Annotated in this window: 13 protein-coding genes; 8 read left to right on the top strand and 5 right to left on the bottom strand. The window is 63.2% G+C overall.

Annotated elements, in window-relative coordinates:
• The first annotated feature begins 155 nt into the window (after window positions 1–155).
• The 8 genes from U6958_RS19840 to U6958_RS19805 all read left to right on the top strand — a co-directional run bounded on the left by U6958_RS19840 (window position 156) and on the right by U6958_RS19805 (window position 10,753).
• Entirely contained in the window at window positions 156–1,391 is a 1,236-nt protein-coding gene (locus U6958_RS19840) for a branched-chain amino acid ABC transporter substrate-binding protein (protein WP_074922819.1), read from the top strand.
• 52 nt (window positions 1,392–1,443) lie between these two features.
• A complete protein-coding gene (locus U6958_RS19835) occupies window positions 1,444–2,397 on the top strand; it encodes a branched-chain amino acid ABC transporter permease (RefSeq protein WP_016452908.1) in 954 nt (317 codons plus the stop codon).
• Between the two features lie 4 nt (window positions 2,398–2,401).
• On the top strand, window positions 2,402–3,766 hold the full coding sequence (locus U6958_RS19830) for a branched-chain amino acid ABC transporter permease (protein WP_016446752.1): 1,365 nt from the start codon (window positions 2,402–2,404) through the stop codon (window positions 3,764–3,766).
• A 3-nt stretch (window positions 3,767–3,769) separates the two neighbouring features.
• Window positions 3,770–4,597: an ABC transporter ATP-binding protein gene (locus U6958_RS19825; RefSeq protein ID WP_013802770.1), complete on the top strand. Its 828-nt coding sequence runs from the start codon at window positions 3,770–3,772 to the stop codon at window positions 4,595–4,597.
• 10 nt (window positions 4,598–4,607) lie between these two features.
• Entirely contained in the window at window positions 4,608–5,303 is a 696-nt protein-coding gene (locus U6958_RS19820; protein ID WP_016446753.1) for an ABC transporter ATP-binding protein, read from the top strand.
• A gap of 150 nt (window positions 5,304–5,453) precedes the next feature.
• Window positions 5,454–7,565: a 3-hydroxyacyl-CoA dehydrogenase NAD-binding domain-containing protein gene (locus U6958_RS19815; RefSeq protein WP_074922820.1), complete on the top strand. Its 2,112-nt coding sequence runs from the start codon at window positions 5,454–5,456 to the stop codon at window positions 7,563–7,565.
• Window positions 7,566–7,624: 59 nt separating this feature from the next.
• Window positions 7,625–8,800 (top strand): acetyl-CoA C-acyltransferase, encoded by a 1,176-nt coding sequence (locus tag U6958_RS19810; RefSeq protein ID WP_016446755.1) that lies wholly within the window; start codon window positions 7,625–7,627, stop codon window positions 8,798–8,800.
• A 108-nt stretch (window positions 8,801–8,908) separates the two neighbouring features.
• Entirely contained in the window at window positions 8,909–10,753 is a 1,845-nt protein-coding gene (locus tag U6958_RS19805; RefSeq protein ID WP_016452906.1) for an acyl-CoA dehydrogenase, read from the top strand.
• Between the two features lie 70 nt (window positions 10,754–10,823).
• Here the strand turns inward: U6958_RS19805 and U6958_RS19800 are convergent, their stop codons facing one another.
• The 5 genes from U6958_RS19800 to U6958_RS19780 all read right to left on the bottom strand — a co-directional run bounded on the left by U6958_RS19800 (window position 10,824) and on the right by U6958_RS19780 (window position 14,329).
• A complete protein-coding gene (locus U6958_RS19800) occupies window positions 10,824–11,324 on the bottom strand; it encodes a hypothetical protein (RefSeq protein WP_227469637.1) in 501 nt (166 codons plus the stop codon).
• A gap of 8 nt (window positions 11,325–11,332) precedes the next feature.
• Window positions 11,333–12,262, bottom strand: coding sequence for a hypothetical protein (locus U6958_RS19795; RefSeq protein WP_074922821.1), 930 nt, complete (start codon window positions 12,260–12,262; stop codon window positions 11,333–11,335).
• Window positions 12,263–12,817: 555 nt separating this feature from the next.
• Window positions 12,818–13,282 (bottom strand): GNAT family N-acetyltransferase, encoded by a 465-nt coding sequence (locus U6958_RS19790; RefSeq protein WP_013802764.1) that lies wholly within the window; start codon window positions 13,280–13,282, stop codon window positions 12,818–12,820.
• Between the two features lie 120 nt (window positions 13,283–13,402).
• Window positions 13,403–13,615, bottom strand: a complete 213-nt coding sequence (locus U6958_RS19785) for a hypothetical protein (RefSeq protein ID WP_026062350.1) — start codon at window positions 13,613–13,615, stop codon at window positions 13,403–13,405.
• A gap of 15 nt (window positions 13,616–13,630) precedes the next feature.
• The gene (locus U6958_RS19780) at window positions 13,631–14,329 is read right to left on the bottom strand and encodes a hypothetical protein (protein WP_046238377.1); all 699 of its coding nucleotides are present in this window, start codon (window positions 14,327–14,329) and stop codon (window positions 13,631–13,633) included.
• Window positions 14,330–14,446 lie beyond the last annotated feature (117 nt).

The raw sequence follows: 14,446 nt of genomic DNA, 5'->3' as shown, positions 1-14,446 counted from the left end.
TGATCGATGACGATCTGTCGCCAATGTGTCCCGGACTGCGGCGAAGTCGCATGCGCGATAGTTTCTAAGGCATTCCCCGAAGGGAAATTGTCATTCAGGCGTTAGTCTGGCGCCAATACAGATATCCGAATCAACCGGAAAAAGGAGACAGAAAAATGAAGTGGATCGTGCATTCGGTGGCCGCCTCGGCCATGCTGGCCTGTGCCTCGGGCGCCTGGGCGCAAAAGGGCGAGACGGTGAAGATCGGCTGGATCGACCCGCTGTCGGGCCTGATGGCCGCCGTGGGCACGAACCAGCTCAAGACCTTCCAGCTGATGGCCGAGGAGTTCAACAAGAAAAATGCCTCGGGCGTGAAGTTCGAGATCATCCCGCTGGACAACAAGCTCAGCCCGCAGGAGACCACGGCCGTGCTGCGCTCGGCCATGGACCAGGGCGCACGCTACGTGGTGCAGGGCAACGGCTCGGGCCCGGCCCTGGCCATCATGGATGCGCTGGAAAAGCACAACGCGCGCAACAAGGGCAAGGAAGTCGTCTACCTCAACTACGCGGCCGTGGACCCGGACCTGACCAACAGCAAGTGCAGCTACTGGCACTTCCGCCTGGATGCGGACACCTCCATGAAGATGGAAGCGCTGACGACCTATATGAAGGACGTGCCGGAGGTCAAGAAGGTCTACCTGATCAACCAGAACTACTCGCACGGCCAGCAGGTCTCCAAGTACGCCAAGGAAATGCTCAAGGCCAAGCGGCCCGACGTGCAGGTGGTGGGCGATGACTTCGCGCCGCTGGCCCAGGTGCGCGACTTCGCGCCCTACATCGCCAAGATCAAGCAATCGGGCGCCGACACGGTGATCACGGGCAACTGGGGATCGGACCTGTCGCTGCTGCTCAAGGCGGCCAACGACGCGGGCCTGAACAACGTCAAGTTCTACACCTACTACGCCTTCGGCTCGGGCTCGCCCACGGCCATGGGCGCGGCCTCCGACGGCAAGGTCTACACCGTGGGCTACGGCCACTACAACATGGGGGGGCCCATCCAGCCGCTGATGGCCGAGTTCAAGAAGAAGATGAACGACGACCTCACGCAAAGCTCGATCTACCACGTGTTCGCGCTGCTGGATGCGGCCTTTGCCAAGACCGGCGGCACTGACCCCGTCAAGGTGGCCGCCGCGCTGGAGGGCATGAAGCTCAAGAGCTTCAACGGCGAAGTGGAGATGCGCAAGACCGACCACCAACTGCAGCAGGGCCTGTACATCACGCGCTGGGAAAAGGCCGGCGGCAAGAACCCCTATGACGCCGAGAACACGGGCTACACCTTCGCCCCGGTGAAGTACTACGAGCCCTACGTGGCCAGCACGCCCACGTCCTGCCAGATGAAGCGCCCGTCCTGAGACCGGCACGCACCGCCTCCTGTCCCCAACGCACCGAAACCAAGGCCTTTCGATGACGCTTGAGTTCTTCACCATATCGCTGCTCAACGGCGTGAGCTATGGACTGCTGCTGTTCATGCTCAGCTCGGGGCTGACGCTGATCTTCAGCATGATGGGCGTGCTCAACTTCGCCCACACCAGCTTCTACATGCTGGGCGCGTACTTCGGATACACGCTCAGCGGCATCATCGGCTTCTGGGGCGCGCTGTTCGTCGCGCCCCTGCTGGTGGGCGTGCTGGGCGCCATGTTCGAGCGCTACAGCCTGCGCCGCGTGCACAAGTACGGCCATGTGCCAGAACTGCTCGTGACCTTCGGCCTGTCCTACCTCATCCTCGAGGTGGTGCAGCTGGTCTGGGGCCGGGGCACCGTGCCCTACGGCCTGCCGCCCGCGCTGCAGGGCCCGCTGTTCACGCTGTACGGCACGCAGTTCCCGCGCTCGCGCTCCTTCGTGATGCTGGTGGCAATGCTGATGCTGGTGGCCGTCTGGCTGCTGCTGACGCGCACGCGCATCGGCCTGGTCATCCAGGCCGCGCTCAAGAACCCCGAGATGGTGGAGGCGCTGGGCCACAACGTGCCGCGCGTGTTCATGATGGTGTTCGGCGGCGGCTGCGCGCTGGCGGGGCTGGCCGGCGTGATCGGCGGCAACACGTATGTGACCGAGCCGGCCATGGCCATGTCGGTCGGCTCCATCATCTTCGTGGTGGTGGTGGTCGGCGGCATGGGCTCGCTGGCGGGGGCCTTCGTGGCCTCGCTGCTGATCGGCGTCGTGCAGACCTTTGCCGTGGCCATCGACTGGTCGCTGGCCAGCCTGCTGACCTCGCTGGGCAGCCCGGTCGGCGAGCAGACCTTCGGCTGGCCGCTGCTCAAGCTCACCATTTCCCAGGTCGCGCCCATCCTGCCCTACCTGTTCCTGGTGCTGATCCTCATCTTCCGGCCCAAGGGCCTCCTGGGCACGCGGGGAGATTGACACCATGTCCTCGATCACCAAAACGACCATGACATCCACTGCCGCAAAAGGCGCTTCGGGCGCTTCAGGGGCTGCGGGCGCGGGGCGCCACTACAGCTTCCAGCCGCTCAACATCGGCCGCATCCTGATCTGGGGCGCCTTCGCCCTGGCGCTGATCGTCGCGCCGCTGGTGTTCACCAGCAGCCTGGCGCTGACCATGCTCAGCCAGATCGGCTATCTCATCATCATCTGCCTGTCCTACAACATCCTGCTGGGGCAGGGCGGCATGCTGAGCTTCGGCCATGCGGTCTACACGGGGCTGGGCTCGTTCATCGCCATCCATGCGATGAACCGGGCCAGCTCCGGCGACTGGGGCATTCCGCTGGTGCTGATTCCCGTCATCGGCGGCCTGGGCGGCATGTTCTTCGCGGCCCTGCTGGGCTATGTGACCACCAAGAAGTCGGGCACCACCTTCGCCATGATCACCATGGGCATCGGCGAGCTGGTGGCGTCCATGGCGCTGATGTTCCCCGAGTTCTTCGGGGGCGAGGGCGGCATCACCACCGACCGCGTCTACGGCAAGCCCTTCTTCGGGCTGACCTTCGGCTCGGGCATGGAGGTGTACTACCTGATCGCCGCCTACTGCTTCGTCTGCACGGCCGCCATGTTCGCCTTCACGGGCACGCCGCTGGGGCGCATGCTCAACGCCGTGCGCGACAACCCCGAGCGCGTGGAGTTCGTGGGCTACAACACGCAGCGCGTGCGCTACTTCGCCTTCATCATCGCGGGCTTCTTCGCGGGCGTGGGCGGGGGGCTTGCGGCCATCAACTTCGAGATCATCACGGCCATGGACAGCGTGAGCGTCATGCGCTCGGGCTCGTACCTGCTGTTCACCTTCCTGGGCGGTGCCACCTTCTTCTTCGGACCCATCATCGGCGCCGTGCTGCTGGTGCTGGCCTCGGTGCTGCTGTCGGAGCTGACCAAGGCCTGGCTGCTGTACCTGGGCCTGGTGTTCCTGCTGATGGTCATGTATGCGCCCGGTGGCGTTGCCAGCCTGATCATGATGAACCTGCGCGTGGCGCGGTTCGGCAAATGGCGCCGGCTGGCCCAGCCCTACCTGGCCATCGCCGCCAGCGCCCTGGTCATGATCGTGGGCGGCGCCGCCATCGTCGAGATGATCTACCACCTGCAGCTCAACGCGGCCCTGGGTTCCCAGGTCTCGTTCATGGGCGTGCAGCTCGATACCAGCTCGGCCTCCACCTGGACTCTGGCCGTTGCCGTCTTCGTCGTGGGCCTGGGCCTGCTGGAAGTGGCCCGGCGCTGGTGCCTGCGGCGCTGGGAGCGTATCCAGGAAGAGATCGAAGAAGCCATCAAGCGCGGGGAGGGCTGAACCATGTCCAGCATTGCAATCGAACGACCAGGCACTGCCGCCGCTGCCGCGACCGGCGAGGCCACCTACGCGCTGGAGCTGCGCGACCTGTACAAGCGCTTCGGCAAGGCCGAGATCATCCGCGGCGCCCAACTGGCCGTGAAGCCCGGCGAGCGCGTGGCCATCATCGGCCCCAACGGCGCGGGCAAGAGCACGCTGTTCAACCTGATCAGCGGCCGCTTCGAGCCCACCAGCGGCCAGGTGCTGCTCAACGGCCAGCGCATCGACGGCAAGAAACCCTATGAAATCAACCGCATGGGGCTGTCGCGCAGTTTCCAGATCACCAACATCTTTCCCAAGCTCAGCGTGTTCGAGAACCTGCGCTGCAGCGTGCTGTGGAGCCTGGGCTACCGCTACAGCTGCTGGCGCTTCCTGTCCAAGCTGCGCGATGCCAACGCCCGCGCCGATGAGCTGATGGAGATGATCGGCCTGCACAGAAAGCGCGACACGCTGGCGGTGAACCTGACCTATGCCGAACAGCGCGCGCTGGAGATCGGCATCACCATCGGCGGCGGCGCCGGCGTCATCCTGCTGGACGAACCCACGGCCGGCATGAGCAACAGCGAGACGGCCCACTTCATCCAGCTGATCAAGAAGGTCACCGAAGGCAAGACGCTGCTGACCGTGGAGCACGACATGGGCGTGGTCTTCGGCCTGGCCGACAAGATCGCCGTCGTGGTCTACGGCGAAGTCATCGCCTACGACACGCCCGAGGCCGTGCGTGCCAATCCACGCGTGCAGGAGGCCTATCTGGGCTCGTCCGTGGCGGATCAACAAGCTGGTGCACATTGAGGGAGCGCGGATGCTGAACATCAACAACCTGCATGCCTACTACGGCAAAAGCCATGTGCTGCATGGCGTGGAATTTTCCGTACAGCCCGGCGAGATCGTCGCGCTGCTGGGGCGCAATGGCTCGGGCCGCTCCACCACGGCCAAGGCCATCATGGGACTGGTGCACTGGGAGGGCGCGCTGGAGTGGAAGGGCCAGAGCCTGACTGGCAGAAAGGCCTACGAGATCGCTCACCTGGGCCTGGGCTACGTGCCCGAGAGCCGCGACGTGTTCCCCAATCTCACCGTGCACCAGAACCTGCTGCTGGGACAGAAGGGAAAGGGCCGGGACAGCCGCTGGGGCTTCGACGACATGTACGCCATGTTCCCGCGCCTGAAGGAGCGCCAGCACACCGAGGCCGGCGTGATGTCGGGCGGCGAGCAGCAGATGCTGACCTTGTGCCGCACGCTGATGGGCGACCCGGACCTGATCATCATCGACGAGCCCACCGAGGGCCTGGCTCCCAAGATCGTCGAGCTGGTGGGCGAGTACCTGCAAAAGATCAAGCAGCGCGGCGTGTCCGTGCTGCTGATCGAGCAAAAGCTCACCATTGCCATGAGCATCTCGGACCGGGCCCTGGTCATGGGTCATGGGCGCATCGTCTTCGACGGCACGCCCGACGGGCTGCGCGCCGACCAGAAGGTGCGCAAGGAGTGGCTGGAGGTCTGATGCCGTACAAGGCTGGGCATGCTGCCCTGCAGGCGGCCCGGGCCACGGCGCTTGTCCCGCTTGGGACAAACCGCAGTGGCGCCGGCCCGCGTTTTTTTTACAATCAAAATCGCACGATCGTTCTTTTTCTATCGCATAGGGGACAACAGCATGACTGCTGAATACAAAGTGGACGGTGCCATCGCCGTCATCACCTTGAACAATCCGCCGGTCAACGGCCTGGGACTATCCACGCGGCGGGGCATCGTCGAGGGGCTGGACAAAGCGTACGCCGACCCAGCCGTCAAGGCCATCGTCATCACGGGCGCCGGCAAGGCTTTTTCGGGCGGTGCCGATATCAACGAGTTCGGCAAGGAAGAGGCGTATCGCGAGCCGCACCTGGTCTCGCTGATCAACTCCCTGGACCAGGGCAGCAAGCCCGTGGTGGCCGCCATCCATACCGTCTGCATGGGCGGCGGGCTGGAGCTGGCGCTGGGCTGCAACTACCGCGTGGCCGCTCCCGGCACCCTGGTGGCCCTGCCTGAAGTCAAGCTGGGCCTGCTGCCCGGTGCAGGCGGCACGCAGCGCCTGCCGCGCGTGCTGGGCGTGGAGACCGCGCTGAACATGATCGTCAGCGGCGAACCCGTCAAGAGCGAGCTGCTGGCCTCCATCCCCGGCCAGAAGCTGTTCGACAAGATGGCCGCCTCGCCCGAGTCCCTGCTGGACGAGGCCAAGGCCTTTGCGTTGGAAGTGGCCGACAAGCACGCGGCGGGTGCCCAGCTGCCGCGCGTGCGCGACCTGCCTTGCAAGCATCCCCAGGGCGATGCCTACTTCCAGTTCGCACGCAACATGGTCAAGGGCATGGCCAAGAACTACCCGGCCCCGGCCCGCTGCGTGGACACGGTGGAGAACGCCGCGCGCAAGAAGTTCGACGAAGGCATGGCTCTGGAGCGCGAAGCCTTCATGCAACTGATGTGGTCGCCCGAGTCGCGCGCACTGCGCCACCTGTTCATGGCCGAGCGCGCGGCCTCCAAGATCGCCGACGTGCCCTCGGACACGCCAGTGCGCGAGATCAAGACCGTGGGCGTCATCGGTGCGGGCACCATGGGCGGCGGCATCTCCATGAACTTCCTGAACGCGGGCATCCCCGTGACCATCCTGGAGACCAAGCAGGAAGCGCTGGACCGTGGCGTGGCCACCATCCGCAAGAACTACGAAGCCCAGGTCAAGAAGGGCAAGCTCACCCAGGAAAAGTACGACCAGCGCATGGCCCTGCTGAGCACCACGCTGTCGTATGACGCGCTCAAGAATGCCGATCTCATCATCGAGGCGGTATTCGAGGAACTGGGCGTCAAGGAAACCGTGTTCAAGCAGCTGGACGAAGTGGCCAAGCCCGGCGCCATCCTGGCCTCCAACACCTCCACGCTGGACGTGGACAAGATCGCCGCCTTCACCAAGCGCCCGCAGGACGTGGTGGGCATGCACTTCTTCAGCCCCGCCAACGTGATGAAGCTGCTGGAAGTGGTGCGCGGCAAGCATACCGCCAAGGACGTGCTGGCCACCGTGATGAAGCTGGCCAAGAAGATCAAGAAGACCGCCGTGGTCTCTGGCGTGTGCGACGGCTTCATCGGCAACCGCATGATTGAGCAGTACTCGCGCCAGGCCGGATTCCTGCTGGACGAAGGCGCCACGCCCGCCCAGGTGGACAAGGCCATCGAGAAGTTCGGCTTCGCCATGGGCCCGTTCCGCATGGGCGACCTGGCCGGCAACGACATCGGCTGGGCCATCCGCAAGCGCCGCGCTGTCGAGCGCGCCGACATGAAGTACAGCCGCACGGCCGACAAGCTGTGCGAGCTGGGCCGCTTCGGCCAGAAGACCGGTGCGGGCTGGTACGACTACCAGGCGGGCAAGCGCGACGCCATCCCGTCCGAGCTGGTCAACCAGATGATCGAGTCGCATCGCAAGGAGCTGGGCATCACCCCGCGCAAGATCTCCGATGAGGAAATCGTCCAGCGCCTGGTCTTCGCCTTGGTCAACGAAGGCGCCCACATCCTGGAAGACGGCATCGCCGGCAAGTCGGGCGATATCGACATGGTCTACCTGACCGGCTACGGCTTTCCCATCTGGCGCGGCGGCCCCATGCACTATGCGGGCGAGGTCGGTCTGTTCAACGTGGTCCAGGCCATGAACCGCTTCGCCAGGAACCCCAACGACGACGCCGATTTCTGGCAGCCGGCCCCGCTGCTGGCAAAGCTGGCGGCCGAAGGCAAGCAATTCAGCTGAGACGTGCGGCGCACGAACTTTTTGCGAACCACCGCAAACCCGCCATACAAGGAATATCCATGACATCCGCCGTGATCGTTTCCACCGCCCGCACCCCCCTGGCCAAGAGCTGGAAGGGTGCCTTCAACATGACCCATGGCGCCACGCTGGGCGGCCATGCCGTGCAGCACGCCGTGCAGCGCGCAGGCGTTGACCCCGCCGCCGTCGATGACGTGATCATGGGCTGCGCCAACCCCGAAGGCGCCACCGGCATGAACATCGCGCGCCAGATCGCGCTCAAGGCCGGCCTGCCCATCACCGCATCGGGCATGACCATCAACCGCTTCTGCTCCTCGGGCCTGCAGACCATTGCCACCGCATCGCAGCGCATCATCGCGGGCGAGGGCGATGTCTACGTGGCCGGCGGCGTGGAATCCATCTCCTGCGTGCAGCAGGAAATGAACCTGCACATGATCCAGGACCTGGCCCTGGCCAAGCAAAAGCCCGAGATCTACTGGAGCATGCTGCAGACCGCCGAACAGGTCGCCAAGCGCTACGGCATCGGCCGTGACGCCATGGACGAATACGGCGCCGCCAGCCAGCAAAAGGCCTGCGCGGCCCAGGCGGCCGGCCTGCTGGATGCCGAGATCGCCCCCATCACCGTGACCATGGGCGTGGCCGACAAGGTGCGCGGCCTGATCACCAAGGAAGTGACCTGCAGCAAGGACGAGGGCGTGCGCGAGGGCACGACCAAGGAAGGCATCTCGGGCATCCGCCCCGCGCTGCCCGGCGGTGTGATCTCGGCCGGCAATGCCAGCCAGTTCTCCGACGGCGCAGGCGCCTGCGTGGTGGTGAGCGAGGACTATGCATCGCGCAACAACCTCAAGCCCATCGGCCGCTTCCTGGGCTTTGCCGTGGCCGGCTGCGAGCCCGACGAAATGGGCATCGGCCCCGTCTTCGCGGTGCCCAAGGTGCTCAAGAAGCTGGGCCTGACGGTGCAGGACATCGACCTGTGGGAGCTCAATGAAGCCTTTGCCGTGCAGGTGCTGTACTGCCGGGACAAGCTGGGCATCCCCAACGATCGCCTCAATGTCAACGGCGGCGCCATTGCCCTGGGCCATCCCTATGGCGTGTCGGGTCAGCGCCTGACGGGCCACGCCCTGATCGAAGGCAAGCGCCGCGGTGCCAAGCGTGTCTGCGTGACCATGTGCATCGGCGGCGGCATGGGTGCCGCCGGCGTGTTCGAAGTGCTGTAAGTACAGGTGGCGGCTGCGGCCGCCACCGCCTGTTCCCGTTACTCCTGTTGGCCGCACGCGCTCCCTCTGGCGGCGCCTGCGGCTTCTTTTTTGATTCCGGACCCCACCATGCGCCTGCGTTCCACCATCGATTTCCTGCTCTATGAATGGCTGCGCGCCGATGCGCTGGGCGAGCGCGAGCGCTTTGCCGACCATTCGCGCGACACCTTCGATGCCGTGCTCGACACCTGCGAGCGCATCGCCCGCGAGAAATACGCCCCCTTCAACCGCACCGTGGACACGCAGGAGCCGCAGTTCGATGGCGAGAAAGTCATCCTGCCCCGGTGCACCCACGATGCGCGCCAGGCCTATGCCGACTCGGGCATGCTCAGCGCCTCCCAGGACTACGACATCGGCGGCATGCAGCTGCCCTATACCGTGGAGGCGGCCGCCAACAGCTTCTTCGCGGCGGCCTCCATCAGCATCGGCTCCAACATGCTGACCTCGGGCAATGCCAACGCCATCATGGCCCACGGCACGGACATGCAAAAACAGGTCTTCGCCGCCAACGAATTCAACGGCCGCTGGGCCGGCACCATGTGCCTGTCGGAGCCCCAGGCCGGCTCCTCGCTGAGCGATATCGCCACCCGTGCCGAGCCCGATGGCGCCGACTTCGAGAGCGATGCGCTGGGCCCGCGCTACCGCCTCAAGGGCAACAAGATGTGGATCAGCGCGGGCGATCATGAGCTGACGGAGAACATCGTCCACCTCGTGCTGGCCAAGATCCCGGGGCCGGACGGCAAGCCCGTGCCCGGCGTCAAGGGCATCTCGCTGTTCATCGTGCCCAAGAAGCTCGTGGACACCGAAGGCCAGCTGACCGGCGAGCGCAACGACGTGGCCCTGGCCGGCCTCAACCACAAGCTGGGCTGGCGCGGCACCACCAACACGCTGCTGAACTTCGGGGAAGGGCGCTTTCCCGTGCGCGGCGGCGCCGGGGCCGTGGGCTACCTGGTCGGCAAGCCCGGCGAGGGCCTCAAATGCATGTTCCACATGATGAACGAGGCCCGCATCTCCATCGGCATGGCCGCCACCATGCTGGGCATGGCGGGCTACCACGCCAGCCTGGACTACGCGCAGAACCGCCCGCAGGGCCGGCCGATCAAGGGGGCGCCGGGTGCAGCCGGCAAGGATGCCACGCGGCCCCAGTCGCGCATCATCGAGCACGCCGACGTCAAGCGCATGCTGCTGGCGCAGAAGTCCTATTGCGAAGGCGCGCTGGCGCTGAACCTGTTCTGCGCGCGCCTGGTCGATGAGCAGCACACCGGCACGCCCGAATCCGTGGCCGAGGCCCGGCTGCTGCTGGAAGTGCTGACCCCCATCTCCAAGAGCTGGCCCAGCGAGTTCTGCCTGGAGGCCAACTCCCTGGCCATCCAGATCCACGGCGGCTACGGCTATACGCGCGACTTTCCCGTGGAGCAATACTGGCGCGACAACCGCCTGAACATGATCCACGAAGGCACGCACGGCATCCAGGCCATGGACCTGCTGGGCCGCAAGGTGCTCATGGAAGGCGGCAAGGGCCTGCAACTGCTGGCCACGCGCATCAACGACACCATCCAGCGCGCCATGGCCCGGCCCGAACTGGCCGGCCATGCCAATGAACTGGCCAAGGCGCTGCAGGAAGTCGGCGCCACCACCAAGGCCGCATGGGCCACCGACGACCCGCAACAGGCCCTGGCCAATGCCGTGCCCTACATGCAGGCCTTCGGCCACACGGTACTGGCCTGGACCTGGCTGGACGTGTCCCTGGCCGTGCTGGACAAAGACCCGGGCCTGACCGCCCCCGCCAACGCTGGCCGCATGGCCGCCATGCGCTACTTCTTCGGCTACGAACTGCCGAAGATCGGCGCCTGGCTCAAAGTCGTGCGTGAGCGCGACATGACTTGCGCGCAGATGAGTGAAGAGGCGTTCTGAGGGAGTTGGCAGCACGGCTGCCGGAGGATGCAAAAAAAGCGCGGACCATGTGGTCTGCGCTTTTTTTATTTCAGGGATTTTCAAGGTTGCCGGAGAGCCTGGCCTGCTCTTTGACCCATTCCCTGGTTTTTCCGCGAACGCACCACTCGGGGTTTTTGACCCAGTCCGTGAAATATATGGTGGGGTGCCCTTCCAGGATATTACAGCGTGTATAGCCAAGTTTGGGCATTGCATAGTATTGCAAGGGAGCTATGAGGGCAAGGCAAGAAGCCATGATTATTAATCCTGCCAGCATGGTTGCGTTAAAGCTGCGTTCAGTTACCTTTAAAATTGATGTTTTGCATGGTATTGCCTTGGATAATGAAGAAATTAGACCAACTGCCAATATTACGGGAAAATATGCTACGACTGGTGCTCCGGGTGTTATTCTTATTGATGCTGATAGTTCAATGAGATCTTTGATATCATTAAATATTGCATGCTTAATGTACCAAATGCAGAGAATAAAAATGAAAACATTTAATGGAATGCCCCATATCAAGGTTTTCCTTATTTTTTTTGCGTCCAACATTTTCTTAATTAGTTTTTACGATTTGTGCGGCACATAAATTCATTTTTGAAAATTTCTGTGGAACAGTTGTTAAATTTATACTCTATCTGCTGATAAGTTTTCTGATTATCAAAATTGAGTTTGTCGATATTTATCCGATATATGCCTTGAGGTATGCTGCTGGTGGAAATGCGCAGCATATGGATCACACGTTGTTTGATTTTTAAATCATCGTCTATTTGATTCAAGATGATTCCTGTGACAACTACGGCCACTGCCACAGCAGCCAAAGGAAGAATTGCAAGGGACGTTGCCGTTGCAAGCTTTATTCCCAAGCCAAGGCCCACCATCGTCGCCAATCCCGCCTTGACCGCCTCCACTCCAATTCCCCCCACCAGATCATGCATGGTCTTCTCATCATTGAAGATGAAGTCCAGTGTCTCTATGCCGGTGCCCACCACCAGGCTCAGGAGAAACCCGCCCTTGGCCACATTCTGCAGACCGCGAATACCCAGGCCCATCTGGACCATGCGTGGATTGGCGGCAAGGAATCGCGTACCTTGCAGCAGCTGGCGGCGAAGTCCCGCGTAGCCCGTGATGATGATATAGGTGCCTGTGGCGGTTGTCTTGATATAGGAGCGGGCACCGGCCAGGCCCAATGCAATCAGCGTTTTGGTGATCAGGTACGCGTCGCTGACCATCAGGGAGGCGGGAGCGACCCAGGGTTTGCCTGCATTCGGGCTGGCGGTGTGTGTCCAGTATCGCCCAAGCGCACTGTGGGCCAGCATGGCATGCAGCGTGGCCGCCAGGCGAGGATTGTTGCGCGCCTTGTCGCTCAGTATGTCTGCATATTCCTGTGGCTTGAGCACAATGGCATCGATCTGTTTTTGCTCCATTTGGCGAGCAAGCATGTCGGCATAGCCGATCTGATAGAAGGTGGCGGCAATGGAGGCTGGCATGGTGTATGGAGACGCTGGCTCAGAAGCGGAATCGAGGTTTCCAGCCAATGCGCCTTGATCAATAAAGGCAATTTGACGGAAATGAGTGGTTGCAAGCATGAGAATAATCCGCTGTCAGTGCCCAAGCGGGTTTCTGATGTTTGCTGTGGGAAGAGTCCTCATTTGATTTCATGGCCTGCACGAGGTCAATCAAAGAAGTCGCCCGCAGATCATTTTCAGAATTATCCTTAGGACAATTCCTAAAATCAGGTTTGAAATTCCAGGTGAATAGAGATGCTGCCAATAAGCGTTGGGTCCCAGGCAGCGCCATTCGCCATGGGTGGTATTCACGGGGCACAAGCGCAGGCTGCCCGGCTCGGCCACGGGCATTTGCGGATGAAGGATGCGGGGAGAGGTGGTCCGTACCGCCGCTGCGCTTGCGGGCAGGCTGTTGGACCGGGGTATGGGCTACGGTCTCACCGTGCTGAATGCTTGCAGACGAGGACTCAGGGACCGGGTGTCAGCGCATCGGAAGCCGTGCAGGCGCTGAAGGCCGCCTGCCGGAGGGTGCATGCCTCAAAGATCCAGTCCGAGATAACGCGTGCCCGGCACGGGATTGAAGCTCACCGGTTCCGCATCCACAAAACCCAGGTTTTCATACAGCCGCTGCGCAGCCTGGAACTCGGGCAGCACGTCCAGGCAGATGCGGCTGTAGCCTGCGTGGCGCGCAGCGTCCAGGATGCCTTCCACCAGTCGCCGCCCCAGGTTCTCGCCGCGTACCGTGGGGCGCACGTAGACACGCTTCATTTCGCCTGTCTGCGCATCCACCTGGCGCAGGGCGGCGCAGCCCACGGGCTGGCCGTCTTTCCAGGCCAGCAGTACGCAGCCTTCGGGTGCGGCGTACTTGCCGGGCAGGGCGGCGAACTCGGTCTCGAAGTCCTGGAAGTCCAGGCTCACGGTGGGACTGGCCACGTACTCCCGGAAGATGCGGACCACGGCGTCGAGGTCTTCGGGAAAGTGGGCGGGGCGGATATCGGTCATGTAAAGGCGTGTGCATGGCCCTGATGAAGGGCCCTGTCGTGCAAACAAAAAAGGGGCCAAGAGTAGGCCAGTATTTCAGGGATTTGGTTCGATCAGGCTTTGAGCGGCAGCTCCTTCTCTCTATCGTTGCTCGCACTTGCGCTTTTCCTGGGAAGCCTGCATGCCCGCATCCAAGCACTTGCTTCTCTCCACATGGTTCAGGACCAGCGGACCCAGCCAAACCGCCAATGCTGTCAGCGCCAAGGGCAGCACCACCAGCACCCACAGCATCCACTTCGCCTCACGCCGGAAATGCCCGGAGATTCCTGCGTTGGGCGATGCGGGATCTTTCATGGCGATGGCACCGCCTCAACTGCACAAGCGCAGATTGGTGCGCGCAGCCTTGAGCATGGGCAGCACCACATCGGCATCGGTGGGTGGATAGGCCTCGCGCAGTTCCTGATCCGTCTTGCCGGCTTCCTCGGCCAGCGGGGCCAGGGTCTGGCGGCAGGCGGCTGCATCGCCCGAGCGAAGCTGCGCCAGCGCCAGGTCGTTGCGCAGCCAGCCCTTGGTAACGCCGGTCAGCACCTCATCGCAGTCCTGCAGCACCGGCGCCAGCGTGGTCAGCGCCAGGCGGTAGTCCTTGGCGTCGTACGCGCGCTTGAAGTTTCTGCGCGATGCGGCAATGGCCTTGTCCGTGCAGCCGGGTGTGGGCCGAAGGTAATCGCCGCCAAACCAGGCCCGCATGCCGCAGAAGTCCCGGCATGCCTCGACGGTGGCCGTGTCGACCCCGACGCGCTGACCGGCAGGCGTGAAGTCCACGGCGCAGGCCGAATTCGCCATCCTGGCCCGGCCGTTGGTGATGGTGCCTTCCAGCTCACAGGTATGGCCGTTGGCACCGACGGTCTGGATATGGAACTTGCCATTGGCCCGCACCACCAGATCGCCACCCCCGCCCTTGCGCACATAGGTGCCTGCTGAGGGCGTGGTGATCTGTGCGCAGGCCAGGCCTATGTGGCAGGTGAGGACCAAGGGCGACAGGCGGAGCAGGCAGTTGGTGAGTTGCATGGGCAGGGCTTTGGATTTGCGGCGTGTACGAGGGCGCAGGAATTGCAGCGAGTGTATCGATCAAGGCCGTTTTGCATGGCGGGTTCGTTTGTCTGCGGACGGTACGGCGCAGTGCCC

Source organism: Delftia lacustris (assembly GCF_040267515.1).
In the GTDB taxonomy this organism is placed as follows: domain Bacteria; phylum Pseudomonadota; class Gammaproteobacteria; order Burkholderiales; family Burkholderiaceae_C; genus Comamonas; species Comamonas tsuruhatensis.
This window is presented reverse-complemented; position numbering and strand designations above follow the sequence as displayed.

Excerpts from the sequence above, each read along its gene's own strand:
- U6958_RS19840 (WP_074922819.1), top strand. The coding sequence starts at position 156 with ATGAAGTGGATCGTGCATTCGGTGGCCGCCTCGGCCATGCTGGCCTGT.
- U6958_RS19835 (WP_016452908.1), top strand. The coding sequence starts at position 1,444 with ATGACGCTTGAGTTCTTCACCATATCGCTGCTCAACGGCGTGAGCTAT.
- U6958_RS19830 (WP_016446752.1), top strand. The coding sequence starts at position 2,402 with ATGTCCTCGATCACCAAAACGACCATGACATCCACTGCCGCAAAAGGC.
- U6958_RS19825 (WP_013802770.1), top strand. The coding sequence starts at position 3,770 with ATGTCCAGCATTGCAATCGAACGACCAGGCACTGCCGCCGCTGCCGCG.
- U6958_RS19820 (WP_016446753.1), top strand. The coding sequence starts at position 4,608 with ATGCTGAACATCAACAACCTGCATGCCTACTACGGCAAAAGCCATGTG.
- U6958_RS19815 (WP_074922820.1), top strand. The coding sequence starts at position 5,454 with ATGACTGCTGAATACAAAGTGGACGGTGCCATCGCCGTCATCACCTTG.
- U6958_RS19810 (WP_016446755.1), top strand. The coding sequence starts at position 7,625 with ATGACATCCGCCGTGATCGTTTCCACCGCCCGCACCCCCCTGGCCAAG.
- U6958_RS19805 (WP_016452906.1), top strand. The coding sequence starts at position 8,909 with ATGCGCCTGCGTTCCACCATCGATTTCCTGCTCTATGAATGGCTGCGC.
- U6958_RS19800 (WP_227469637.1), bottom strand. The coding sequence starts at position 11,324 with ATGTTGGACGCAAAAAAAATAAGGAAAACCTTGATATGGGGCATTCCA.
- U6958_RS19795 (WP_074922821.1), bottom strand. The coding sequence starts at position 12,262 with ATGCCAGCCTCCATTGCCGCCACCTTCTATCAGATCGGCTATGCCGAC.
- U6958_RS19790 (WP_013802764.1), bottom strand. The coding sequence starts at position 13,282 with ATGACCGATATCCGCCCCGCCCACTTTCCCGAAGACCTCGACGCCGTG.
- U6958_RS19785 (WP_026062350.1), bottom strand. The coding sequence starts at position 13,615 with ATGAAAGATCCCGCATCGCCCAACGCAGGAATCTCCGGGCATTTCCGG.
- U6958_RS19780 (WP_046238377.1), bottom strand. The coding sequence starts at position 14,329 with ATGCAACTCACCAACTGCCTGCTCCGCCTGTCGCCCTTGGTCCTCACC.